We start from the raw sequence: 24,205 nt of genomic DNA on the forward strand, positions 1-24,205 counted from the left end.
CTTTATTTCGCAGTGCACTGTACGCACAGATGGGAGTACAATGAAGAAACAGATAAAAAAGCCCACGGAAACTAAGTTAAAAACAGGCAACAGGGTAATGAAGCGTTTTTTTCAGCATAAACTTGCGGTAGCAAGTCTGGTTTTTTTACTTGTAATTATGCTCTGTGCCTTGTTTGCACCATTACTTGCTCCCCATAATCCTAATAAAATAGCAGGCGGCTTCAGTGAAGCCCCTTCTGCCAAATTCCTTTTGGGGACGGACCAGGTAGGCAGGGATGTTTTGAGCAGATTATTTTACGCAACCAGGATTTCTCTGTTAGTAGGTATAGCGGCTACGGCAGTTTCCACGGCAATTGGAGTAATCTTAGGGCTGATATCCGGCTATTTTGGGGGCTGGACTGATATGGTCATTATGAGATTTACGGATATGGTTATGTCCTTTCCCTATATATTGCTGGTACTGGTTTCGGCGGCTATATTCGGACCGGGGCTTTGGAATATCATTTTAATATTGGGTTTTGTAGACTGGCCAGGGGTTGCCAGACTGGTAAGAGGCAATGTCTTATCGATTCGGGAAACCAATTATATACAAGCAGATTTTGTAGCAGGGATGCCAACCAGGTATATATTGTTTTCAGAGATACTGCCAAATACTGTGGCACCGATTCTAGTGTATGCCACTTCTGTCATAGCACTATCCATGCTGGATGAAGCAGCCTTAAGTTTTCTTGGCATGGGTATTCAGCCACCTCAGGCGAGTCTGGGCAATATGTTAAACGGCGCCCAGTCCTTATCTGTACTTACTACGAAATTATGGCTTTGGATACCGGCGGGACTTTTAATTGTGCTGCTGGTTATCAGCATTAATTTTATTGGGGATGCCCTTAGGGATGCCTTTGATCCTTCCGGTAAATAATTCTGTTTAAACTTAACAATTAACGCTTGCTCGAAATGAAAGGAATGTTAGTTTATATGAAGAATCAATTATGTTATCAGACCTCGGAATACGATTGCGGACCGACAACTTTAATAAATGCATTCCGATATTTGTTTGAACGGGAAGATATTATGCCGGAAATAATAAAAACCATATATCTTTATACCCTGGATGAATATAACAGCCAGGGAGAATACGGAAAAAGCGGCACCTCCCGGATGGCGATGCAGTTTCTGTCCAACTGGTTTAATCATTTCCGCCAGACAAAGAATTTTCCGGTTTATACCGAAATCCTTATGGGGGATAGTGTGCGGATTAATAAGAACAGTAAAATCGCGGAATGCCTCTTACAGGGAGGAGCAGCAGTTGCCAGAGTATGGCTTGACACCTGTGAACATTATATTCTCTTAACGGATGTGGAAAGGGACTATATGTGCCTCTTTGACCCCTATGAATGGGAGAAGCCCATTGACGGAACAGAGGTACAAAGAGTAGAAGGCTGCCCATGTAAAATGAACCGCAAGGTAAAGATGGAGCTGATGAATAAAGACGGCAAAGGTTATTATACCCTTGGTGCCATGGAGAAACGTGAAATTATGCTGCTTTATAATGTTAATACAAGGAGGACTCCGGACAAATCCATTGAATATTTTATATAACGGTAACCTCTTTTTGACCCTTAAGCTTTTAACCGGCTTCGGTATCCCAGGGAGATTGTACGGTTTTCTTTTTAAAGCAGGAACTAAAGTAGTACAGACTGGTATAACCGTATATACGTTAATACTGAGGTAAGAAAGGTTTAAAATATAAGTAAAATTGTCCAGTTATAGATATAAAAAGAACGAGGCGGTTCAAAATTCAAAGAGTAAATTACTTGGGTGAGAATGGGGATAATGTTTTTAAAAAACATTATCCCCATTCTAAGCCCAAGTTCAAAAACCTTACGGTTTTGCAACAGCCCCATTTTTCAAGCCTTCTAAATCATTGCTGCTTATTCAGATAGGAGGTTGATAATCTGCCTATAATATCTTCCATATCCGTCATTAAATCACTTTCACCATCATGTAAACACCAGTCAAAAATAATGCCTCTGGCAGCAATAAATAGTTTTTCGGATATAATATCCGGCAGAAGTGTGTTCGTTATTTCACCGCGTTCCTGACCGGTTTTTATAATCTCTATTAACAAATCCTGCATAGCACGACCGTGGGTAATAAACATGCGGTTGGTGGGAACATATAAATTTCTGACACTGTCAATTCCGTCTCTTAAAGAAAGCTTTGCATATAATAAAAAATAATCCTTTATTTTTTCCAGACAAGACACGTCTTTTCCTATAATTTCAGGGGTATGCTCTAAGAAAAAATCATCCCCCTGCCGGTAAATCTCCACCAGTAGATCAAATTTAGACTGAAAATAGTGGTAGAAGGTTCCTATCGATACTTTTGATTTTTTTGCAATCTGTTCTACGGTTATGTTTTCAAAACCATGCTGCTGCATAAGCCCAATACCGCATTGATAGATTCGTTTCTTGGTGTTTTGTGCCTGTCTGGCACGGTTCGTAAGTTTTTCTGCCATAAAAATTCTCCTTTATTATGGCTATTATATCAAAGGGACTGTTGCAAATCAAAGACTAAATTGCCTGGAAGAGAATAGGAATTATAGTTTACAAATATTTTGTGGAAAGTATGGACGAATGGCTGCAAGAAAGTGAATGAAGCTGCATATTCGCGCGAACTTGGAATGAAATATTTGCAAAATATACCCTATTCTATGCCAAGACCAACATACTATAATTTGCAACAGCCTTATTTAGGAGCTGCCAATCTTAATCTATATTGCTTGCAAGTTCAAAAGCGTCCCAAATGGCATACATAATATTGGATACCTTACCGGCATCTCCCAATATATGAACGTCTGATAATTCATCCTTCATCTGATTGTATAATTCATTTTCAGAAGTATAGCCAACTGCCAGGATAACCGTATCGGCAGAGATTTCTTTGCTGCCGTCTGTTGTTTCAACTTCCAGGACTTTGCCGTCATAATTTTTAGCTTTCGCTGAACTAACAACAGAAATACCTTTAAAAGGCACTAAGGCTTCCAACATTTCAACATTAGCGTGGCATAACGGACCGTTTACGGACAGGATTTTTGGAAGTGCTTCAACGATGGTTACCTCTTTTCCTTTTTCTCTTAACCAGAGGGCTGTTTCACAGCCTACAAGTCCGCCGCCGATAATAGCTACTTTGTCTCCGGCTGGTTCTTCATCCATTAATATTTCAGCGGCAGTATGAACCTTTCCCTGACCCAGTGAGAACTTCTTTGGTTTTGAACCGGTGGCAAAAATAACGGTATCTGCCTTAGAGGCGTTAATCAGTTCTTCATCCACTAAAGTATTTTTGTGGACAGGAACTCCCAGTGTGGCAAGTTCATGTTCATACCAAGCGGCCAGTGCATGATCATCTTCCTTAAAATCCGGTACACCACCTGGTATTAAATTGCCGCCCAGACGGTCAGTTTTCTCATAAAGTACAGGTTCATGGCCTCTAAGGGCAAGTACTCTGGCAGCTTCACAACCTGCAACACCTCCCCCGATAATGAGTACTTTCTTCTTGCTTAAAGCGGGAATAAGTCTGCTGGAGCGTTCTCTTGCTGCCTGTGGATTTACCGCACAGTTAAGTGCAGAATATTCCTGGATTCTTCCCATGCAGCCTTCGTGGCAGGAGAGGCAGGGACGAATGGATTCAGTCTGATCTTTTCTAAGTTTATTCACATAGTCTGCATCTGCCAGGAGGGGGCGTCCAAGGGATATAATATCACAGGCTCCGTCCTCTAAGGCTTTCATGGCAAGATCCGGATTATCCATTCTGCCGGCGCAGATAACTGGTACATCCACCGCTTCTTTTACCATTTTCGCATAAGGGATATAAAGACCTTTCTCCTGATACATAGGAGGGTGATTCCACCACCAGGCATCATAACAGCCTACATCCACATCCAAGGCATCATAACCATATCCGGCCAGGAGTTTTGCAGCTTCTATGCCTTCTTCGCAGTCTTTTCCTTTTTCCTCAAATACTTCACCGGGTAACGCTCCCACACGCCAGTCTTTGATAAAACTTTTTACGCTGTAACGCAGGGTTACGGGGAAATCTTCTCCGCAGGTTCTTTTTATTTCTTCTACTACTTCTTTTGCAAAACGGAGACGGTTCTCAAGGCTACCGCCATATTCATCGGTACGGTTATTAAACAGGGAGATAGCGAACTGGTCCATTAAATAACCTTCATGTACAGCATGAATCTGGACACCGTCAAAGCCGGCACGTTTGGCATTATAAGCTCCTTTACCAAACTGGGTAACGATTTCTTTGATTTCCTCCTTCAAAAGAGGGCGGCAGGTTTTATCCAGCCATCTGTGAGGAATGGCAGAAGGTGCTACCGGCGGATGTTCTCCCAGGTTCGTTGGGATGGTAACTCTTCCAAAACCTCCGGACAACTGCAAAAAGACTTTGGAGTTATAAGCATGTATGCGTTCCGTCATTTCACGTCCGGTACGAATAAAATGCACCGGGTTATAAGTAGAACAGGGGCAGCTTGGCATGTCGTGCTTTTCGATGGTATTGTCAACAAAGGTTACTCCGGTAATAATTAAGCCGGTTCCGCCTTTGGCACGTTCTACGTAATAATCGATACCCCGTTGGTTAAAGCCCCCTTCTGCATCCCCTAAACCAAGTGGACCCATGGGAGCCATAGCAAAACGATTACTTAAGGAGCAGCTGCCAATGGAAACTGTTTCAAATAGCTTCTTGTACTTTTTCTGCATAAATATCCTCCGTTTTCATAAATAAGTTAATGTTGAAATAAACTTAAAAGTAAATCCCAGAATACGCATAGAACGCATTCATAGAATACATTCATCGAATGCATTCGGTATAATCATGTTAACTCTTTGATAAAAATTTGTCAAGGATCAAAAACAGCTTTTATTTAAGGATCAAAAACAGCTTTTAAATAAGGTTTTTTTGGATATTACTTTAATAATACCTTGCATTTTAGAAAATATCATTTTAAAATAAAATAAGAAGGAGGCTAATTTCGTGGAGATTCAGGAGATTGTAAAAAAACAAAGGGAATATTTTAAGACGGGAGTAACGACTCCTGTCAGTTTTCGTTTGAATGCACTAAAGAAATTAAGAAAAGCAATTTTAACCAATGAATCCAGGATATTAACAGCCCTGAAACAAGATTTAAATAAATCTGAAGCCGAAAGTTATATGACAGAAATTGGTATGGTGTTAGAAGAAATTAAGACACTGGTTAAGCATACGCCAAAATGGGCGGCAGCAAAATATGTAAAGACGCCGATTGCTCAGTTTTATGGCAGGAGTTTTATTCTTTCGGAGCCTTATGGGGTGGTGTTAGTCATGTCACCCTGGAATTATCCTTTTCAGTTAAGTATAACGCCTTTAGTTGGAACCCTTGCTGCTGGAAATTGCGTTATTTTAAAACCCTCGGCTTATGCACCAGAAGTATCCCAGGTAATGGCAGACATCCTATCAGAATGTTTTCCGGCAAAGTATGTAGCAGTAGTGCAAGGGGGCAGGCAGGAGAATCAGGAACTTTTAGAGCAGAAATTTGATTATATATTCTTTACCGGCGGTGTGGAGGTAGGTAAGCTGGTTATGGAGAAGGCTGCAAAGCATGTTACTCCTGTTAGCTTAGAACTTGGCGGCAAAAGCCCCTGCATTGTTGATAAAACCGCAGATCTTAAACTGGCGGCAAAACGGATCACCTTTGGAAAACTGTTAAATTCCGGACAGACCTGCGTAGCGCCGGACTATCTGTTTGTGGAAGAAACAGTTAAAACGGAGCTGATCACCTATCTGAAAAGATATATAAAAGAATTCTTAGGTGAAGATCCGTTTCAGAATCCGGACTATCCAAAGATTATAAACGAGAAACATTACAGACGTATTATGAGCCTTATTGAGGGGGAGACTATACTGACCGGAGGTTATGGAAGTGAAACGGATAAATACCAGATTGCCCCAACACTTTTAGACAATATTACGCCAGCTTCTAAAATCATGCAGGAAGAAATCTTTGGACCTGTGCTTCCTATCCTGACTTATAAGCATATAAAAGAAGTAACGGAATATGTAAACGGCAGACCCAAACCTCTCGCACTATACCTTTTTACTACGGATAGACAGCTGGAACGGCATATCCTTAAGAATATATCCTTTGGAGGAGGCTGTGTCAATGATACCATCATCCATCTGGCCTCTCCTTATCTGGGGTTTGGCGGGGCAGGAGAAAGCGGCATGGGCAGTTATCACGGCAGGCACAGTTTTGATACCTTCAGCCATAAGAAAAGTATTATAAAGAAAGCAAACTGGGTGGATTTGCCCATGCGGTATCCTCCTTATACGAAAACCAAAGATAGACTGGTCAGGTTTTTCTTAAAATAATATAAGGTAAGTCATGAACTTTTAGGTACTTGCAAAACCATTTAGTTAGAATATACGATACAATTCATATCAATTTCAATGCATTATCGCTCCTCTTTATAGGAATCAGTTTTGAAATTGAACTTGCATGAATGGTATAGTATACAGACACTAAATTTAAGTTTCGCAATTACTTATCATAAACGTTAGCAGAAAGGAGAAAATATGGAGTTTAAACAGGAACGAAACAGGATTTATTTAGAAAATGAAGAAGGAAATATGATTGCGGAGGTAACCTTCCCGGATATGACGAAAGATGTGGTAAATATTAACCATACCTTCGTGGATGACTCCTTAAGAGGACAGGGGATTGCGGGAAAGTTAATGGAAGAGGTGGTAAAGTATCTTATGGCTGAGAATAAAAAGGCTTATCCGACCTGTTCTTATGCCGTTATGTGGTTTGAGAAAAATAAACAATACAGGAATCTTCTGGCGGAACAATAATGGGGGACCTGTGACAGCTCGTGAAACGGGAGTAGTTATGAACATACAAATATTTGGAAAATCCAAATGCTTTGATACAAAAAAAGCGGAACGTTATTTTAAAGAGAGAAAAATCAAGTATCAGCTTATTGATTTAGGGAAATACGGCATGAGCCTGGGTGAATATAAAAGCGTGAAAACAGCAGTCGGCGGTATGAGTAAGCTGATGAATGAAAAATCCAGGGAATATGAGGAAAACTACGTAAAATATTTATCCGATGATGCGGATAAAGAAGAAAAGCTCTTAGAGCATCCAGGAATGTTTCAAACGCCCATTGTAAGAAATGGAAAACAGGCTACGGTGGGATATCAGCCGGATATCTGGAAAGAATGGGTTTAATTCATGAACGTTAATCTTGAATATTATAAAATATTCTATTATGTTGCCGGCTTTGGAAGTTTTACAAAGGCGGCAGAGGAATTGTGCATTTCACAGCCTGCGGTAAGCCAGGGGATTAAGCTGTTAGAGACTAATCTAGGCAGCAATCTCTTTGTCAGGACACAAAAGGGCGTGAAACTTACACCGGAGGGAGAGGTCTTATACTCCTATATCAGTAGGGGGTATGAGACCATACTTTTAGGCGAAACCAAATTCAAGAAAATGATTGACCTGGAAAATGGTGAAATCCGTATTGGTGCCAGTGATATGACTTTGCAGTTCTATCTACTGTCCTTTTTGGAAGCGTTTCATACCAAATACCCAGGGATTAAAGTGACAGTTACCAATGCGCCGACACCGGAAACCCTGGAATACTTATATGATGGTAAAATTGATTTTGGAGTGGTAAGTGCCCCTTTTTTTGCAAAATCTGAGATAATATCAAGAGAAGTAAAAGCAGTGGAGGATATCTTCGTCGCCGGCAGCAGGTTTTCTTACCTGAAAGATCAGGTACTGGAATACTCTGACCTTGAGAAGCTGCCGATTATCTGCCTTGAAAGTAATACCAGTACCAGAATGTATATTGATGAAATATTAAGGAATAACGGGGTTTTATTAAACCCTGAGTTTGAACTTGCTACCAGTGATATGATTGTTCAGTTTACCTTAAGGAATCTTGGAATTGGATCTGTGGTGAGTAACTTTGCGGAAAAGTTCTTAGACTCTGGTGAATTATTTCGGTTAAAATTCAGAAAGCAGATTCCTGGAAGAAGTTTCTGTATCATAACCAGTGATAAAAATCCAATATCAACGGCAGCCAGAGAGCTGCTGGACCTGATGAAGTAAGGCAATGGGCAAACCAGTGAGGGTGTAAGATAAAGGGAAAATCTGTATATATAAGATAACGGATTGCTTCTATATCTTATTAATCTAAATAAGATTTGGACATGCAATAGGGGATATAAAAATGAGTGATGAAATGAGTAATTGGTTTACTATAGAAAAGATTGATGAAACTACCTTTGCTATCAGTGAATATGGTCACTGGGAAGAGGTTCATTCCTATCTTTTAATCGGAGACACGAAGGCTCTTTTAATTGATACGGGGCTTGGTATAGGAAATATAAAGGAAGAAGCAGAGAAACTCACGGCACTTCCTATAAAAGTTGTTACAACCCATGCCCACTGGGATCATATCGGAGGACATGGTCTTTTCCATGATATAGCGGTTCATAAAGAAGATGCCCATTGGCTTATAAAAGGGCTTCCAATCCCGGAACAGGTTATTAAAAGCAATGTAATAAAAGATCTGAATACGGGCTTAACCCCGAAGGAATTTAATATCCATAACTATCAGGTATTTAAAGGTAATCCGTCAGAAATTCTAAAGGACGGTGATACATTCGATCTTGGAAAAAGAAGCATCCGTGTGATACATACACCTGGACACTCACCGGGACATATTTGCCTTTGGGAAGAGGAGAGAGGGTATTTATTTACCGGAGACTTAATCTATAAAGGAACTTTATATGCATTTTATCCCAGTACGAATCCCTTGCAATTTAAGCAATCTGTTGATAAAATAAGTAGCCTGGAAGTGGTTAAGATTTTGCCGGCACATCATGCCTTAGATATTAAGCCTGATTTTATACAAAAGGTAAAGGCAGGCTTTGAAACAATTGAAAAGCTGGGAAAGCTAAGACAAGGCAGTGGTATATTTGCATTTGAGGAGTTTATGATACAGATTTAAAGAGAAAACAAATTATAATTTAATGATTATGATTTGAGCATCAAATTGCCCTATGTGTCTAAGTAACACTATAAAAGGTAATTCGCTGTTTAGTAGGAATAAACAGAAGAAGACAGTGAAGAGTAAGGGTCAGTGAAAGAGTAAGGGGCAGTGAAAGAGTAAGGAGAAGTGAAAAAGTAAGGGGCAGTGAAAGCGTAAGGAACAGTAAAAGAGCAAGGAACAGTACAAGAGTAAAGAACATTGAAAGAGCATGAACAGTAATGAAACAGTTATTAGAAATACAACAAGAGAAAGGGAAACCATAATAAAAAATAATTTTTTATGGTGGTACTCAGATATTCTGTAGTACATATAGGTATGAAGATGAAACGTATTGCAAAATTCCATAAAGTCAGCTATGAACAATTCTTAAAAGACTGGGTAGATACATTTCCAGGCACAGAGGAGATAAAAGTAAAGGAAATATATGAAGCCATAGGTCTCCCTAAACGCGCTACTACAGGTTCTGCCGGCTATGATTTCTATAGTCCCATAGACATCACCCTGGCACCGGGCAAAGCAATAAAAATTCCTACCGGAATCCGTGTGGAAATAGAAGAAAACTGGGTACTAAAGTGCTATCCAAGAAGCGGTCTTGGTTTTAAATTCCGCCTTCAGATGAATAATACCGTAGGAATTATAGACAGTGATTACTTTTATTCGGATAATGAAGGTCATATATTTGCTAAGGTAACGAACGACACCAAGGAAGGGAAAACCGTTGAAATCCAGGCAGGAACCGGATTCATGCAGGGAATCTTTGTAGAATATGGCATTACCATAGATGATGAAGCCAAAGAAATAAGAAACGGTGGATTTGGAAGTACAACAAAATAAATATACCTGGCTTTCTTAATTTAGGGGACATTTCTTATAATAGGTCTCGAAGATGCCTAAAAAATCATATTACAAATAAGCCTGCCGAATTTTCGGCAGGCTTTTCTTTAGGCAATTATTGAGTAAAATATATACTTTTATCTAGTCAAGTATTATGAAAAGTCTGCGTGAATCTACCCCTTCTTTTACAGGATATTCCTATGAATTACAGCAAACTAATTGATTTTATTGGATACTGCTTATATACTGAAAGAAAAAGTTTAATGGGGTTAAAGTTATGACAAATAGAATTTTGCTTTTAGAAGACGATATTAGCTTAGTGGACGGGTTGAAATACTCACTAAACCGGAACGGCTTTGAGGTTGAACTTGTCCGGACGGTAAAAGAGGCGGTGAGTTTCCTGCCGAAGCTTGGAACTTATGATGTAATGTTACTTGATGTAACACTTCCGGATGGAACAGGTTTTGAAGTTTGTGAAAAAGTAAGAAAGCAAGGAAGCCAGATACCAATTATTTTTCTTACAGCATCGGATGAAGAAGTCAACATTATCAGAGGGTTAGACAGCGGCGGGGATGATTACATTACAAAACCATTTCGTTTAGGGGAACTTTGCTCCCGTATCCGTGCCCTGCTGCGCCGGACGGGTGTATCCAGTCAAAATAATAATACTATTATAAAGTGTGGTGATATCTCAATTGATCTTTTGGGCAGCAGGGTCATATTAAAAGGAAAACCTCTTGAGTTGACCAGTGGAGAATACCGCTTAATCTGTCTGCTGGTAAGAAATGCGAACCGGGTGGTAACCCGTAGTGCAGTATTGAATGAATTATGGGACAGCGGGGGAGATTTTGTGGACGATAATACCCTCTCTGTCTATGTAAGGCGTCTTCGTGAAAAAGTAGAGGCTGACCCTTCCCATCCGGAACATCTGATTACGGTACGGGGTTTTGGTTATCAATGGATTGAGGTGTCTGAATGAATATTTTTCGTGATAAACAGCATAGAAACTTTGGAATTTACCTTGCCCTCTTCCTTCTGCTGCTATTTTTATCCGGTACCCTATTGTATACAGCTTGGGTGAAAGCCGCTCAAAATATGTTTTTATCCCATGACAGAGCGGTTGCGGCCTCTCTTTTAGATCAGGGTGTATCAAAGGATATCATTGCAAAAGCGATAACCAATACCTTAAGCAGCAGGGAGGGAGAAAAGTTTCTTGTTACCCTCGGGATTACCAAACATACGTCAAGCAGGTTTCTTCCCTTTGTTTCAGAACTAAAACAGACCATGGGATTTGGTATGCTTGTTCCAGGTATGGTATTGGCTGTGTTGCTCTTTGGGGGAGCATATGCCTTCCTTAAGAAAAGAGAGGAACTATATGGGCAAGCGACACAAGTAATTGCCCGTTTTACCGAAGGGGATTTTTCGAAGCATTTACCCCATATGAAAGAAGGAACGATCTACCGTCTTTTTGCATCTGTCGATCAGCTGGCTACCATACTGCAATCGAAAAATGAAACAGAGCATAAAACAAAAGAGTTTTTAAAGAATACCATATCAGATATTTCCCATCAGTTGAAAACCCCTCTTACCGCCCTTATTATGTATCATGAAATTATAACCGAGGAGCCGGAGAATGTGGAGCTCGTAAAGGTTTATTCGGAAAAGACCGGGCAGGCCCTACAACGGATGGAGCAATTGATTCAAGCCATGTTAAAAATCACCCGCTTAGATGCTGGAAGTATTGTATTTGAAAAGGAGGTCTGTCCGGTTTCAGAACTGATTTCCCAGTCTGTCCGTGAATTAAAACCAAGGGCAGAGAAGGAGGGAAAAGAAATTTTAGTAGAGGGTTCACGGGAAGACACGGTTATCTGTGATGTACAATGGACCAGTGAAGCCATTGAGAATATTGTAAAAAATGCTTTGGATCATACAGACTATGGAGGTGTTATTCGCATTTCCTGGGAACACACTCCGGCTATGTTTCGAATATATATAAATGATAATGGTTCAGGCATTGCGCCAGAGGATATCCATCATATTTTCAAGCGGTTTTACCACAGTGAAAAATCTCTGGATACCCAGGGTGTTGGTCTTGGATTGTCCCTGACAAAATCAATTATTGAGGGACAAGGAGGAATTATCTCTTTTCACAGTAGTTTAAATGAGGGAACTACGTTTGTAATTTCCTTTCTTACAGAATTGTAAGCTGCTATTCACCAGACTGTAAGGCATCCGTGATATTCTTTTTAAGAAAAGGAGGTACTTGGAGAATGGAAATTTTAAAAGTAGAGCATTTATGTAAAACCTATGGAAAAGGAGAAAGCCTGGTAGAGGCCTTAAAGGATGTTTGCTTTACGGTGGAACAGGGAGAATTCGCAGCAGTAGTCGGTGAGTCCGGTTCTGGTAAAAGTACACTGTTAAATTGTATCGGTGCGCTGGATATGCCCACCTCCGGCAACATCTTTATGGATGGGAAAGATTTATTTTCTATGAAAGAGGAACAGCAGACAATATTCAGACGACGTAATATCGGTTTTGTTTTTCAGTCGTTTCAGTTGATTTCAGAGTTAACAGTGGAACAGAATATAATATTTCCAATTCTTTTAGATTACCAAAGACCGGAACCGGCAGCAGTGGAGGAAATCCTGGAAGTTTTGGGACTTACCGATCGCCGCCACCACTTGCCCAGCCAATTATCCGGCGGACAGCAGCAGCGCGTTGCCATCGGGCGGGCACTGATTACCAGACCCAAATTGATACTTGCCGATGAGCCTACCGGTAATTTAGACAGCAAAAATAGTCAGGATGTCATGGATTTATTGGTTAAAGCCTCCCGCTATTACCAGCAGACCATTGTAATGATTACTCATAATAACAATCTGACCGCTTCGGTAGACCGTGTACTGCGGGTATCAGACGGTGTACTTACGGATTTGGGAGGGAAAAAGAATGAAAAGTTATCTTGAGCTTGTCCCAATTTCAGCAAAAGTACATAGACGTCAAAACAGGATGTCCATTTTCTGTATTGTTTTAGCAGTGTTTATGGTTACTGTTATATTTGGCATGGCTGATATGTTCATACGCAGCCAAATTATGCAGGCACGTATGGAAGATGGAAACTGGCATGCAGTTTTTAAGGATATCAGTGAGGAAGAAGCGGTTTTAATCTCTGCACGCCCTGAGGTAACGGCTTTTTCCTGGTATGGTGTCCTTAATTTCCGGGGAGACCAGGGATATACGTTGGCAGACAAGAAGGTTATTATTGGCGGAAGTGACAAAAGTTTTATTGCCAAGATGCAGACAGGATTTATGAAAGATGGCGTATTCCCTAAAACGGATAAAGAAGCACTGATTAGTGAGAACGCAAAAACAAAGCTCGGACTTAAAATCGGAGATCAGATATCTATAACTGCGCCGGAGGGAAAAAGTCTCTCCTATACGATTTCAGGCTTTATGAATAATGTATCAAAAAACTTGGAAGAAGATTCTTTTGGTGTTTTTCTTACCACCAAAGAATTCCGTTCTATATATCCTGGAGTTACAAAAGGGCAGCCCGCTGATTATAACAGTGTCTATTATGTGCAGTTTTCCACCCACTGCAACATACAACAAGTAATCCGTGACTTAAAAGCACAGCTTGGACTGTCCAAAAATCAGGTAGGTGAAAATACAAAGCTTCTTGGCTTACTTGGACAAAGCGGTTCTGCTTTTATGATGCAGATTTATGGTTCGGCCTTTATCTTGTTTTTATTAGTTTTACTAGCTGGTGTCATGATGATTACGAGTAGTCTTAACAGCAACATCACCCAGCGGACCGAGTTTTTTGGAATGATGCGCTGTGTTGGCACAACAACAAAACAGATTATGAAACTAGTTCGTAAGGAAGCACTTAGTTGGTGCAGATTTGCAATTCCATATGGGATACTTGTGGGAATCGTTATAATATGGGTATTGTGTGGGGTACTTAAAGTATTAAGCCCGGATTACTTTATGGGAATGCCTGCCTTTGCCATAAGCTTACCAAGTATTTTAGCCGGTATCATTGTAGGTATTCTGACAGTTTTGCTTGCCGCCCGTTCCCCGGCAAAGAAAGCCTCGAAGGTTTCACCGCTGATGGCAGTATCAGGTAACGCCAATGATTTACGTCCCGTCAAAGGGGCTGCCAATACTGCATTATTTAAAATAGATACTGCCCTGGGTATCCATCATGCAAAATCAAGTAAGAAGAATTTTATATTAATGGTCGGTTCCTTTTCCCTTAGTATCATTCTTTTTCTATCGTTTTCAGTCACAATAGACTTTATGAATCATGCCCTTCGGCCCTTAAAACCCTGGACCCCCGATTTATCTATAATAAGCCTTGATAATACTAGTTCTATAAACAGCTCACTGTTAGGGGAAATCAAAAAAAATCCTGGGGTAAAACGGGCATACGGTCGGATGTTTGCTTACAACCTGCCGGTTACAGTAAATGGCATAGAAAAAAAGGTTGATTTGATTTCTTATGAGAAAACTCAATTTGGATGGGCAAAGGATTATATGCTAAAAGGCTCTGTTAATGAGGTTATGCAACAGGACAATACCGGATTAATTGTTTTTAAACCGCAGAATACCATACAAGTGGGTGATTTGGTTACTCTGCACATAGGAAATCGCTCCGGGAATATTAAAATAGTTGGTTCTCTTTCTTCCAGTCCATTCAATAGCGCACCGGAGGTCGGAACTATTATCTGCTCTGAGAAAACCTTTCGACAGCTCACTGGGCAAACGGATTATACCATAATAGATATGCAATTATATAAAAATGCTACTGAGGAAAATGTGAATCAAATTAATAAATTAGCCGGTTCGAAATTCACGTTCTCAGACGAACGCCTGGGCAATCGCAGCGTAATAGGCTCATTTTATTCCTTTGGACTGTTCCTCTATGGATTTATGACCTTAATTGCCTTAATTACAATCTTTAATATTGTAAACAGCACAGCTATGAGTGTTGCAGCACGTACAAAGCAGTATGGTGCATTACGCGCTATCGGTCTTAGCAGCAGACAGCTTGATACAATGATTCTTGCAGAGGCATTTACTTATGCAATATCAGGAGGTATCTGCGGAAGTATAGTAGGATTATTCCTAAACAAACTTCTATATGAAAAAATGATAACATCCTATTGGGGAGAACACTGGAAACTTCCATCTGTTGAACTTGGGATTATCATTGGGATTGTACTTATTTCGGTTATATTTGCGGTAAGGGGGCCGGCGAAACGGATTCACAATATGTCGATTGTAGATACCATTAGTGCAAAATAAAGGAAAACAGCAGCGAAATGGTTTTGAGTGTGAAAGTGCATTTGACTAATCAATAATTAGGGGAGGATTGTTTTATATGAAAAAATATTTCATACTTTTTTTTTACTTGCCTTATGTTGCACTGCATGTAGTAAAAAGTCAACAAATGAAGCGATTATTGATAAAAATGTAGATGCATTAACGTTATTAAATAATTTAGATGATTATATCGAATATACGGGCGATTTAGATGATAATAAAAATTTGAGTTTAACATTCAGTTTTAGAAAGGATGTTAAAGTTCCAGAAAATCCTCCGGTTGTAGAAGTTAAAGTATATCTCTGGATGAATGATGATGTGATTGGAATATATCATGAACCTTTATACAATAACGATGAAGATTACCTAAACTCAGTAAACCTAATCTTTAATGCAGATGGAAAGGAATTTAACAAGTATAAGGTTTCATTTGAGGGAAATACGAATTAAAATCTAAAGAATTTGGTATGTGACAAAATTTTCACCAACAGCAATCTTAACTAATGGTTAATTTTCCTGCCTGCTATTTAACTACCATTCAATTGCAAAGACAAGAATTCTCCTGTAAACTATAATCAATGAAAGGCCTTTTCATAATATTAGAATTGGGAGATGATTCATATGTCTATGAATATCGTTATTCGGGATAAAAGAAAAGAAATCGGACTAACCCAGGAACAGATTGCCGAGTATCTTGGAGTAACCGCGCCAGCCGTTAATAAATGGGAAAAAGGAACTACCTATCCGGATATATCCTTACTGCCCCCACTGGCCAGATTACTAAAAATTGATTTAAATACACTGCTATGCTTTAACGAAGGACTTTCGGAAAAAGAAATCGGCTACTTTAGTAATGAAGTAGTGGAGGCAATCCGTAAAAATGGTTATGAGAGTGGTTTTACTATGGCTATGGATAAAATACAGGAATATCCAAGTTGTGATGCACTGATTCAAACAATGGCAATGACGTTAGAAGGGGCTCTTATGCTGTATGGAATAGAAATTGAGGATAAAGAACCCTATAGGAAGCAAATTACTGCTTTATATGAGCGAGCTGCCAAAAGTGATGATGAACAGGTTCGCAATAAAGCCATTTATATGCTGATTTCGAAATATATGAATCAGATGGAAGATGAGAAAGCCCAGGCAATGTTAGAGTTATTACCAGACCGAAGTGATTTGGATAAAAGATTTTTTATGGCCAAACTTTTGGTTAGGCAGAATAAGTATGCCGAAGCCGCTGGATTACTGGAACGGAAATTACTACAGGAAGTAAATGAAATATATGGTATCTTGGTGAATTTAGTAAAAATTGAGTTAAAGGAAGGAAACAGTCAGAATGCCTCGCGGTTGGGAGAGATTAATGGAAAATTTAGTGAATTATTTGAATTGTGGGGTATGAATCGCTTTATTATACCATTAGAGATTGCGCTTGAACAAAAGAAAGTAGAGGAGAGCATATCCCTTCTAAAATCAATGCTTTCTGCCATGCTGATACCCTGGGAGTTAAAAAAAATTCCCCTGTACCGCCATATCTTTATAACCGTGGAGGGAAAAGAAGAAGAGAAGAAAGAAGATACAAAAGACTATGGTAAGCAATTATTACCAGTGACGCTTTCTGCGATGGAAAGCAGTACAGAATATGATTTTCTGCGAACGAATAAAGAATTTCTAGAATTAATTGAAGAATACCGGGTTAAATGCTGATATAATCTGGTTTTAAGTTTTTTACTACGAAGGTTGAGCTAACTATATAAAATTATAAAGGGTTGATACAAAATTGCTGAGAGATGAATTTTGTATCAGACCCTTTTATTTTATACAAAAGGTTCTCTGAATTATCCTCTACGATAAAAAGTATTCCATGCAGGAGGTATGTCAGATGTACAGGAGGCTTAATAAAAAAGTGTCACGGATGTGTGCGCGTCAGCTCTTGAGTCTTGCGACCTTCCGCCGGTATTTCCCGGGAGATGTACCGACTGTATCACTAAATACCCGGTTGAAATGATACTCATTGGGAAAGCCGGTAAGGGCTGCAATCTCATATAGTTTCATATTGCTGTTATTTAACAATTCCTTGGATTTGTTAATCCGTAGGATTTTTAGATATTCAAATATGGTAATTCCGGTTTTTTGTTTAAATATCCGGTTTAAGTAGTCAAAATTCATATGCAGCCGGGTTTCCAGTTCTTTTCCAGTAATTTTCGTGTGATAATTTTGCTGCAGATAGAAAAGAATATCGTCTACCCTGAGGTCGCCTTTTGAGTGTGGCTCTGCCTCTGAACTTTCTGAAAAGGTCTGTGCAGAATAGCAGCGGAGTAAACAGATTAATATGTCCAGAATGTTTTTGGAGCAAATGAACTTGTAAAACGCATCCCTGGTAGATAAGGCTTTTATTACTTCGTCCATGGACCTACGGACAGTGGTCATAGCAGCAGAGTCTATATGCATAGTCTTAGGCAGCAGCCCCTTACAGGAATCATAGAGTTCATAGTCAAAGGGACTGGCTTTAAAATAGTTGTGTTTATTTTGTCTGTAATAACGGTTAAGCTCATAGACAGTCTCAAGATTTACAGCGGCAAAGGTATCTGCCGGCATATGAATAAAATAATAGTCCACATAAGAGCACTGATATCCCACATGAAAACGCCCGGGTTCTAATAATAGCATATCACCTGTATGCAGCTCATAGTTGATATCGTCTTCGCGGATATATAAGGTCCCGTCATTAATTAAAAACAGCATAAATTCACCTGGAGTCCTGGGAAAATGCATCCAGTCCTCCGGATAAATACTGCGGTTCATAAAGGAGGATTTGGGAAAATGGTCTGTTTTCAGATAAAAATGCATAATATCAATCTCCTTTCCAGTTTAATTTCTTAGGTAATTGTAAACTCTGATGTGCCCGGAAGGCAGCTAAAACTTTGAATTTTCGTATCAATTGTTTGTAGTGTTCCATAACGATATGTTTCGCAAGGAATCAATATAATTCTAACGTTTATCATAGCATATCAGCTATAAATTTCAATAGTCGCTTACGGATAAGAAACTGTCGCCTAGAAGCATTTTATAATTCAGTCATACTGTTAGAATAAAAAGTATAATTGGATGTATTCTACATTTATGAAAGGACAGAAAAAAGAGCCGTCGAATAAACCTAAGGAAGCATTAACAAAGATATAAAGAAGCATAACAAAGAAGCATAACAAAGAAGCATAACAAAGATATAAAGCAGTACTGATGAAGGAAAATAAGCATTAACGAAAAAAATATGGAGTACTAACGTGAGGTCAGAAAAATATATGATAGAACATAAACACTACTGCCCCATGATATAGTGGTATAAGTAAAGATAAAAGTAAAGATAGATTGGAGAAAGCAAGATGGAACGAATTACTATATTAGAAAACGGTATCCATGCCGTATTTGAAATTGCAGACGATAAATGTTTTAAACTTCTGCACTTTGGTGCAACACTTTTTAAAGAAGAGGATATCATAGCATCCTCAACGGAGTATGGGTTCCGATTTGTAGAACTGAATCTGGCAGGTTATGACCGTCCATATGAGCGCCATGGCAATAAATATATTGTCACCGCGCCGGGTTATCATATGCGTTATATCGCACATGTTGATGAGCAGAATGAAAAGGGACGTAAACTGGTATTTACTTTGATGGATGAAATTACTAAGGTTTATGTATATGCCCACATGCAGTTTTATAAGGGGCTGCCTGTAGTACGATTTTGGAATGAGGTAATAAACGGCGGCGCAGAGATACAGACGATTGACTATATTTCCTCCTTTAATTATGAGGGAATCGAAAAAGAAGGAAAGCTTAAACGGGATGAAAAAATGCAGATCTGGGTGCCTCATAACAGCTGGCAGAGGGAAATGAACTGGAAGAAATATACCCTCCCGGAACTTGGAATGGAACTGGTACAGCCGGCGAAGGAGCAGCGTTCCTCTAATATGATCAGGGTTTCTAATACAGGCAACTGGTCGTCTAAAGAATATCTTCCCATGGCATATCTGGAAAACAGGGAAACCGGAACGGGACTAATCTGGCAGATTGAAAATAATGGTTCCTGGCATTGGGAAATTGGCGATCAGAACGGACATTTATATCTGGGTATTAGCGGACCCAATGAAATCTACTCCCATTGGTATAAACACTTAAAGCCGGGTGACTCCTTTACCACGGTACCGGTAGCAGTAGGTGTAACCGGCAGGGGCTTTGAAGACGCCGTAGGAAGTCTTACCCAGTACCGCAGGCGAATCCGCCGTGGCAATGCAGATAATGAAAACCTGAGGATTATTTTTAATGATTATATGAACTGTCTTTGGGGGGATCCTACGGCAGAACAGGAATTTCCACTAGTGGATGCGGCAGCAGAAACCGGCTGTGAATATTTTTGCATTGATGCAGGGTGGTATGCAGACGGTGACTGGTGGGATGAGGTAGGTGAATGGAAAGAAAGCCGTAAGCGCTTTCCGGGCGGTCTTTTAGAAGTAACGGACTATATTCGGGCAAAAGGCATGATTCCTGGGGTGTGGCTGGAACTTGAGGTTATGGGGATTAACTGCCCCATAGCGAAGAAAGTCCCAGAGGACTGGTTCTTTACCAGACATGGCAAAAAAGTTTATGACAGAAGCAGGTATCAGCTGGATTACAGAAATCCAGAGGTTACCGCCTATGCAGACAGTGTAATAGACCGCCTGGTGAAGGATTATGGTGTCGGCTATATTAAGATGGATTACAATATTGAACCTGGAATCGGTACAGAGCGGGAAGCAGACAGTGCAGGGGAGGGCTTGCTGTCCCATGAGAGAGCCTATCTTGCCTGGCTGGACGGTGTATTTGCCAGATATCCGGACTTGATCATTGAGAATTGTTCCTCCGGAGGACTTCGAATTGACTATGCAATGCTGTCCCGCTACAGCATACAGTCAACCAGCGATCAGGATAATTACCGCTATTATTGTACGATAGCCGCTAATTCCCCTACGGGACTGACACCGGAGCAAAGTGCAATCTGGTCGTATCCTCTGGCACAGGGGGATAAGGAAGAGGTAGTATTTAATATGGTGAATGCCATGCTGCTTCGCATCCATCAAAGCGGACACCTGGCGAATTTAAGCCCAGAGCGGAAAGCTTTGGTGAAAGAAGCCCTGGATGTTTATAAATCCATCCGTCAGGAACTTAAGACTGGACTTCCCATATGGCCTCTGGGATTATCTGACTATTCTGATGAGTGGGTAAGTTTTGGACTAACCTGCAATAAAACTATCTATCTTGCAGTGTGGAGAAGGGAAGGGGAGAATCATACCATTAACCTGCCGGTACCTTCCTTAGAAGGTCAGGAGGTGAAAGTCAGCTGTGTTTATCCCGCCTATTCCGAAGTACCTTATCACTGGGAAAATAAAAGGTCTTCCCTTGGCGTGACCATTTCCGGGGATTATATGGCAAGATTGTTTAAAATAACAGTAGAATAACTCATCAAACTAAGCAGCCTCCTCTTCATACCATTCCAGTTATGATACATGGATAAGCACAATGTAAGTTATAAGTATTTAACTGTAAGAAACGGGGTTTTAGTTAAAGGACCGATATGCAATGATAGAAGACACTGCAAAAGCAGGAAAACTATGATCAAGCATCGGTCCTTTTTGTTAAGTGCTGTAAGTCTCGGATTTTGAAGCTTATACACTGCGGTAATCAGCGAAAATAAGAAGGATGGTCCGTTTTATTGATCAGACAGGAGTTTCACTATTTCATACTGACAGTTGATAATTAACCACAGCTGCTCATAAAACACCATGATGTTCCAGACACCAATTCCCCTAAAATCATATACCATCTTTAAATTCAGCAGAGCATCAATTGTTCTTGCGTCAACAAACCTTACTATATGTTCGATAGGTTCATCAATACTATACTCATTATAAAAGAAATACGGAGTCTGGCTGTTAATGTCGAAATCAATATTGGCATCCACATCATTGGCTAAAGTCAAAGATGCATTAATTGTTAGTGCATTGGCTACGGTTACACCTGCCTCATATGGCAGCGGCCAGTCATAACCGATAATTGGTATTCCAACATCAATAACCCCAGGATTCACCTCTGCCGTAACATGATTAAGAAATTGGTCAATGACATTAAGAGAGATAACCGGCAGAGGAGGCCCGTTGTTTGTCCCCCAGATCAGACTTAGAAAGGTCATATTATTAACCTGACTGCCAATATTCGTATAATCTGCTATTTGACCGGATATATCAGTACCGGTCAGGCTGACATTAGGATTAACCGTAATAAATAGCAGATATCCTTCCTGCTTCAGGGCGTCTGATAATTTTACCGCAAAATCATCATATATTTTCTGATTGTCCGGAGTTAAATAATTAAAAAAGATATTAATTCCGTAAAATCCTTTTTCTTTTAAAATAGTAAGGGTTTCTTCTATAAAATGACTCTGATAAGTATCATTTGTCAGGATATCAAAGGCAATCTGAAGGTTAGGTTCACCCTGGATGGTCAGGGTTGTAAGTAACATAAGAGGAAGGGTTCCATACTCTTTTGCAATCCTTATTAACTCCGAATCATCATAATAGCTGGCAATACCTCCTTGCCCGGTAGCCCTGTAATTATAAACCGAGAGGTAAGTCAGGAAAGGCAAAGTCTTTCTAAGGGTATCCAGGTTGATATACTGATAAGCAAAGCCATTGGTGGTAATGGTTCCGCTGGTGTTATAGCTGATGATTAGGGTCTCTCCGGGATAAATAAACTCCCTGTTTGATAGAAACGGATTGTTTCGAAGCAGCTGCATAAGCGGAACCTGAAAAGCCGCGGCAATACCTGTCAGGGAATCCCCTTCCTGTACGGTATAGGTCTGATTGGGGTATGCAATTACAATTGACTGCCCGGAAACTAAGTTATAGGGATTAATCAGTCCGTTGCTTAAGATTATGCTGGCAGCAGAAACACCATAACTGGCGGCAATGGATTCAATCGTGTCAGTTGGTTGTACAACATGTATATACACAGTTACCCCTTTGAGTATTTACTTATTTTTACTATAGTATTGATTAATCAGCTAGTTAATTCCAAAATCTTTGCTTTAACAGGATAAGTTTATTGGTATTTCTGAGGGCTTGTACGAAAATACCTGGTAGAGGGATGAGACTTTTGTTGATAGTTCATCGGAAATAGATTAATATAAGATAGAGGGAAGAAATTTCACGGACTATTTATATTGGTTGAAAGGGATACTCTGATGGATAATGTGAAATGGTTGTTTTTTGATGTGGGATATACTCTCATTAATGAAGATAAATGTCATGAAAACCGGATTAAGAACACGGTAAGCCGCTTTCATGGCAGTAAATGGAAGCTTACTTATGATAATTTATACGAGGCAATGGTACAGGCTTCCAGGGATTACTGCCAGCCCTATGTAACTGCGCTAAAATCCTTTGGTATCGATTATTACGAACCTTATGAAAAAGAACTGGAGGTACCCTATGCTGCTGCAAAAAGTGTTCTTAAGGAACTGCATTCCTATTACAAAATTGGGGTTATAGCCAACCAAACGGCGGGAACGATAGAACGGCTAAGGGGCTTTGGGTTAATGGATGATATAGATCTGGTACTATCTTCAGCAGAAGAAGGTTTGGAAAAGCCGGATGTCAGATTCTATTTAAAGGCCCTTGAACTGGCTGGGTGTAAGTCAAGTGAAGCAGTTATGATAGGAGACCGGCTGGATAATGATATTTATCCGGCAAACCAGATCGGAATGATAACGGTCTGGATCAAACAGGGCTTTGGCGGAATGCAGCATCCTCTGTCAGAGAGTTATGAACCGGATTACACGGTAACGGAATTGGAGGAATTACTTGAATTATTTGTGCCTCCTGTAAGAGAAGAATGATTGTAATCGTATAATGGAAAGGAAGGGATATAATATGAATATATTGGTGAGTGCCTGTCTGCTAGGTGTTGATTGCAGATACCAGGGGACAGGAATTTTAAATGAGGCGGTTGTAAAATTAAAGAACAACCATAATTTAATCCCGGTCTGCCCCGAACAACTAGGGGGCTTAACAACGCCCCGTACACCGGTGGAGCTAATGAATGGCAGAGCAATAAATAAAGATCAGGTTGATGTTACCAGACAATTTGAAAAAGGAGCGGAGGAAGCCGTAAAGATAGCCAAACTGTTGGACTGTACAACTGCGATTTTAAAAAGCAACAGCCCCTCCTGCGGCTTTGGTAAAATCTATGACGGAACTTTTTCTGGGAAGTTGATTGACGGTAAAGGTATCACTGCTGCAAAATTGGAGGAACATGATATTAAGGTGATGACGGAAAAGGAGATATAATTACCAGATATCTGGACTAAGCTGCCTGTGATATTTGGAGAACTGTTATAACGAGAAGATTACGGACAAATTGGGGGAAGAAGATAGAGGGATACTGCATGGAATACTTTGATTTAACATTAAAATACATAGATAAAATTTCAGAATTATATGTAAATGCTTTTAATTCTCCGCCCTGGTGTGATTCCTGGACAACAGCAACAGCAGCAAAAAGACTGACCCAGATGATAAATTGTGAGGGTGCTTATGGGTTGGTCTGCTGTGAAAATGACAAAATTATAGGTATGATTTTAGGCAGTAAAGAACAATACTATAATGGAGTACATTTTAATGTGAAAGAATTTTGTGTAGACAACACTCTTAGAGGCAAAGGAATTGGTACGAAGCTTTTTGAAGAATTTGAACTACGGTTAAAGAATAAAGGCATTGATCAGATTATTCTGTTTACCTCCAAAGGAGAGGAGACAGAAGGATTCTATAAAAAAAGAGGCTTTTGCAGTTATGATGATATGGTGTTAATGGGAAAGAAGATAATAAATTAACCGGTCAAGGAAAGAA

At 39.9% G+C, this 24,205-nt stretch carries 22 protein-coding genes; 18 read left to right on the plus strand and 4 right to left on the minus strand.

Annotated elements, in window-relative coordinates; translation table 11 throughout:
* The first annotated feature begins 40 nt into the window (after window positions 1-40).
* Window positions 41-916, plus strand: coding sequence for an ABC transporter permease (locus QA584_RS04300; RefSeq protein ID WP_278273269.1), 876 nt, complete (start codon window positions 41-43; stop codon window positions 914-916).
* A gap of 56 nt (window positions 917-972) precedes the next feature.
* Window positions 973-1,596, plus strand: a complete 624-nt coding sequence (locus QA584_RS04305; protein ID WP_278273270.1) for a peptidase C39 — start codon at window positions 973-975, stop codon at window positions 1,594-1,596.
* Window positions 1,597-1,918: 322 nt separating this feature from the next.
* Here QA584_RS04305 and QA584_RS04310 read toward each other — a convergent pair whose 3' ends face one another.
* Window positions 1,919-2,515 (minus strand): TetR/AcrR family transcriptional regulator, encoded by a 597-nt coding sequence (locus QA584_RS04310; protein ID WP_278273271.1) that lies wholly within the window; start codon window positions 2,513-2,515, stop codon window positions 1,919-1,921.
* A 250-nt stretch (window positions 2,516-2,765) separates the two neighbouring features.
* On the minus strand, window positions 2,766-4,763 hold the full coding sequence (locus tag QA584_RS04315; RefSeq protein ID WP_278273272.1) for an oxidoreductase: 1,998 nt from the start codon (window positions 4,761-4,763) through the stop codon (window positions 2,766-2,768).
* A gap of 274 nt (window positions 4,764-5,037) precedes the next feature.
* On the opposite strand from QA584_RS04315, the gene QA584_RS04320 reads away from it, so the two are divergent.
* The 12 genes from QA584_RS04320 (at window position 5,038) to QA584_RS04375 (ending at window position 16,973) form a co-directional block, all read left to right on the plus strand.
* A complete protein-coding gene (locus QA584_RS04320) occupies window positions 5,038-6,411 on the plus strand; it encodes an aldehyde dehydrogenase (protein ID WP_278273273.1) in 1,374 nt (457 codons plus the stop codon).
* A 204-nt stretch (window positions 6,412-6,615) separates the two neighbouring features.
* Window positions 6,616-6,894 (plus strand): GNAT family N-acetyltransferase, encoded by a 279-nt coding sequence (locus QA584_RS04325; protein WP_278273274.1) that lies wholly within the window; start codon window positions 6,616-6,618, stop codon window positions 6,892-6,894.
* Between the two features lie 37 nt (window positions 6,895-6,931).
* Complete coding sequence (locus QA584_RS04330; RefSeq protein ID WP_278273275.1) at window positions 6,932-7,273, plus strand: arsenate reductase family protein; 342 nt, start codon at window positions 6,932-6,934, stop codon at window positions 7,271-7,273.
* Window positions 7,274-7,276: 3 nt separating this feature from the next.
* Window positions 7,277-8,158 carry a LysR family transcriptional regulator gene (locus QA584_RS04335; protein ID WP_278273276.1) on the plus strand — a complete coding sequence of 294 codons (882 nt, stop codon included), beginning with the start codon at window positions 7,277-7,279 and terminating at the stop codon, window positions 8,156-8,158.
* A gap of 121 nt (window positions 8,159-8,279) precedes the next feature.
* Window positions 8,280-9,062: an MBL fold metallo-hydrolase gene (locus tag QA584_RS04340; RefSeq protein WP_331487838.1), complete on the plus strand. Its 783-nt coding sequence runs from the start codon at window positions 8,280-8,282 to the stop codon at window positions 9,060-9,062.
* A gap of 363 nt (window positions 9,063-9,425) precedes the next feature.
* Complete coding sequence (locus tag QA584_RS04345) at window positions 9,426-9,938, plus strand: deoxyuridine 5'-triphosphate nucleotidohydrolase (protein ID WP_278273277.1); 513 nt, start codon at window positions 9,426-9,428, stop codon at window positions 9,936-9,938.
* Between the two features lie 277 nt (window positions 9,939-10,215).
* Window positions 10,216-10,917 (plus strand): response regulator transcription factor, encoded by a 702-nt coding sequence (locus QA584_RS04350; protein ID WP_278273278.1) that lies wholly within the window; start codon window positions 10,216-10,218, stop codon window positions 10,915-10,917.
* Complete coding sequence (locus QA584_RS04355) at window positions 10,914-12,143, plus strand: sensor histidine kinase (protein ID WP_278273279.1); 1,230 nt, start codon at window positions 10,914-10,916, stop codon at window positions 12,141-12,143. Before QA584_RS04350 ends, QA584_RS04355 begins: the two co-directional genes overlap by 4 nt.
* Window positions 12,144-12,208: 65 nt before the next feature.
* A complete protein-coding gene (locus QA584_RS04360) occupies window positions 12,209-12,904 on the plus strand; it encodes an ABC transporter ATP-binding protein (protein WP_278273280.1) in 696 nt (231 codons plus the stop codon).
* Complete coding sequence (locus tag QA584_RS04365; RefSeq protein WP_278273281.1) at window positions 12,888-15,248, plus strand: ABC transporter permease; 2,361 nt, start codon at window positions 12,888-12,890, stop codon at window positions 15,246-15,248. Before QA584_RS04360 ends, QA584_RS04365 begins: the two co-directional genes overlap by 17 nt.
* 243 nt (window positions 15,249-15,491) lie before the next feature.
* A complete protein-coding gene (locus tag QA584_RS04370; RefSeq protein WP_278273282.1) occupies window positions 15,492-15,716 on the plus strand; it encodes a hypothetical protein in 225 nt (74 codons plus the stop codon).
* A 171-nt stretch (window positions 15,717-15,887) separates the two neighbouring features.
* On the plus strand, window positions 15,888-16,973 hold the full coding sequence (locus QA584_RS04375; protein WP_278273283.1) for a helix-turn-helix domain-containing protein: 1,086 nt from the start codon (window positions 15,888-15,890) through the stop codon (window positions 16,971-16,973).
* A 219-nt stretch (window positions 16,974-17,192) separates the two neighbouring features.
* Here QA584_RS04375 and QA584_RS04380 read toward each other — a convergent pair whose 3' ends face one another.
* Window positions 17,193-18,116: an AraC family transcriptional regulator gene (locus QA584_RS04380; protein ID WP_278273284.1), complete on the minus strand. Its 924-nt coding sequence runs from the start codon at window positions 18,114-18,116 to the stop codon at window positions 17,193-17,195.
* A gap of 533 nt (window positions 18,117-18,649) precedes the next feature.
* On the opposite strand from QA584_RS04380, the gene QA584_RS04385 reads away from it, so the two are divergent.
* Window positions 18,650-20,761, plus strand: coding sequence for a glycoside hydrolase family 36 protein (locus tag QA584_RS04385; protein WP_278273285.1), 2,112 nt, complete (start codon window positions 18,650-18,652; stop codon window positions 20,759-20,761).
* Between the two features lie 251 nt (window positions 20,762-21,012).
* Here QA584_RS04385 and QA584_RS04390 read toward each other — a convergent pair whose 3' ends face one another.
* On the minus strand, window positions 21,013-22,311 hold the full coding sequence (locus QA584_RS04390; protein ID WP_278273286.1) for a LysM peptidoglycan-binding domain-containing protein: 1,299 nt from the start codon (window positions 22,309-22,311) through the stop codon (window positions 21,013-21,015).
* Window positions 22,312-22,542: 231 nt separating this feature from the next.
* Between QA584_RS04390 and QA584_RS04395 the strand changes: the two genes are divergently transcribed.
* From QA584_RS04395 to QA584_RS04405, 3 genes are all read left to right on the plus strand, one after another.
* The gene (locus QA584_RS04395; protein WP_278273287.1) at window positions 22,543-23,196 is read left to right on the plus strand and encodes an HAD family hydrolase; all 654 of its coding nucleotides are present in this window, start codon (window positions 22,543-22,545) and stop codon (window positions 23,194-23,196) included.
* Window positions 23,197-23,230: 34 nt separating this feature from the next.
* Window positions 23,231-23,647: a DUF523 domain-containing protein gene (locus tag QA584_RS04400; RefSeq protein WP_278273288.1), complete on the plus strand. Its 417-nt coding sequence runs from the start codon at window positions 23,231-23,233 to the stop codon at window positions 23,645-23,647.
* A 98-nt stretch (window positions 23,648-23,745) separates the two neighbouring features.
* Window positions 23,746-24,189, plus strand: a complete 444-nt coding sequence (locus tag QA584_RS04405) for a GNAT family N-acetyltransferase (RefSeq protein ID WP_278273289.1) — start codon at window positions 23,746-23,748, stop codon at window positions 24,187-24,189.
* The last annotated feature ends 16 nt before the right edge of the window (window positions 24,190-24,205 follow it).

The organism is Anaerocolumna sp. AGMB13025 (assembly GCF_029689925.1).
Lineage (GTDB): Bacteria > Bacillota > Clostridia > Lachnospirales > Lachnospiraceae > Anaerocolumna.

Coding starts and splice junctions, on each gene's coding strand:
- QA584_RS04300 (WP_278273269.1), top strand. CDS start 41: ATGAAGAAACAGATAAAAAAGCCCACGGAAACTAAGTTAAAAACAGGC.
- QA584_RS04305 (WP_278273270.1), top strand. CDS start 973: ATGAAGAATCAATTATGTTATCAGACCTCGGAATACGATTGCGGACCG.
- QA584_RS04310 (WP_278273271.1), bottom strand. CDS start 2,515: ATGGCAGAAAAACTTACGAACCGTGCCAGACAGGCACAAAACACCAAG.
- QA584_RS04315 (WP_278273272.1), bottom strand. CDS start 4,763: ATGCAGAAAAAGTACAAGAAGCTATTTGAAACAGTTTCCATTGGCAGC.
- QA584_RS04325 (WP_278273274.1), top strand. CDS start 6,616: ATGGAGTTTAAACAGGAACGAAACAGGATTTATTTAGAAAATGAAGAA.
- QA584_RS04330 (WP_278273275.1), top strand. CDS start 6,932: ATGAACATACAAATATTTGGAAAATCCAAATGCTTTGATACAAAAAAA.
- QA584_RS04335 (WP_278273276.1), top strand. CDS start 7,277: ATGAACGTTAATCTTGAATATTATAAAATATTCTATTATGTTGCCGGC.
- QA584_RS04340 (WP_331487838.1), top strand. CDS start 8,280: ATGAGTGATGAAATGAGTAATTGGTTTACTATAGAAAAGATTGATGAA.
- QA584_RS04345 (WP_278273277.1), top strand. CDS start 9,426: ATGAAACGTATTGCAAAATTCCATAAAGTCAGCTATGAACAATTCTTA.
- QA584_RS04350 (WP_278273278.1), top strand. CDS start 10,216: ATGACAAATAGAATTTTGCTTTTAGAAGACGATATTAGCTTAGTGGAC.
- QA584_RS04355 (WP_278273279.1), top strand. CDS start 10,914: ATGAATATTTTTCGTGATAAACAGCATAGAAACTTTGGAATTTACCTT.
- QA584_RS04360 (WP_278273280.1), top strand. CDS start 12,209: ATGGAAATTTTAAAAGTAGAGCATTTATGTAAAACCTATGGAAAAGGA.
- QA584_RS04365 (WP_278273281.1), top strand. CDS start 12,888: ATGAAAAGTTATCTTGAGCTTGTCCCAATTTCAGCAAAAGTACATAGA.
- QA584_RS04375 (WP_278273283.1), top strand. CDS start 15,888: ATGTCTATGAATATCGTTATTCGGGATAAAAGAAAAGAAATCGGACTA.
- QA584_RS04380 (WP_278273284.1), bottom strand. CDS start 18,116: ATGCATTTTTATCTGAAAACAGACCATTTTCCCAAATCCTCCTTTATG.
- QA584_RS04385 (WP_278273285.1), top strand. CDS start 18,650: ATGGAACGAATTACTATATTAGAAAACGGTATCCATGCCGTATTTGAA.
- QA584_RS04395 (WP_278273287.1), top strand. CDS start 22,543: ATGGATAATGTGAAATGGTTGTTTTTTGATGTGGGATATACTCTCATT.
- QA584_RS04400 (WP_278273288.1), top strand. CDS start 23,231: ATGAATATATTGGTGAGTGCCTGTCTGCTAGGTGTTGATTGCAGATAC.
- QA584_RS04405 (WP_278273289.1), top strand. CDS start 23,746: ATGGAATACTTTGATTTAACATTAAAATACATAGATAAAATTTCAGAA.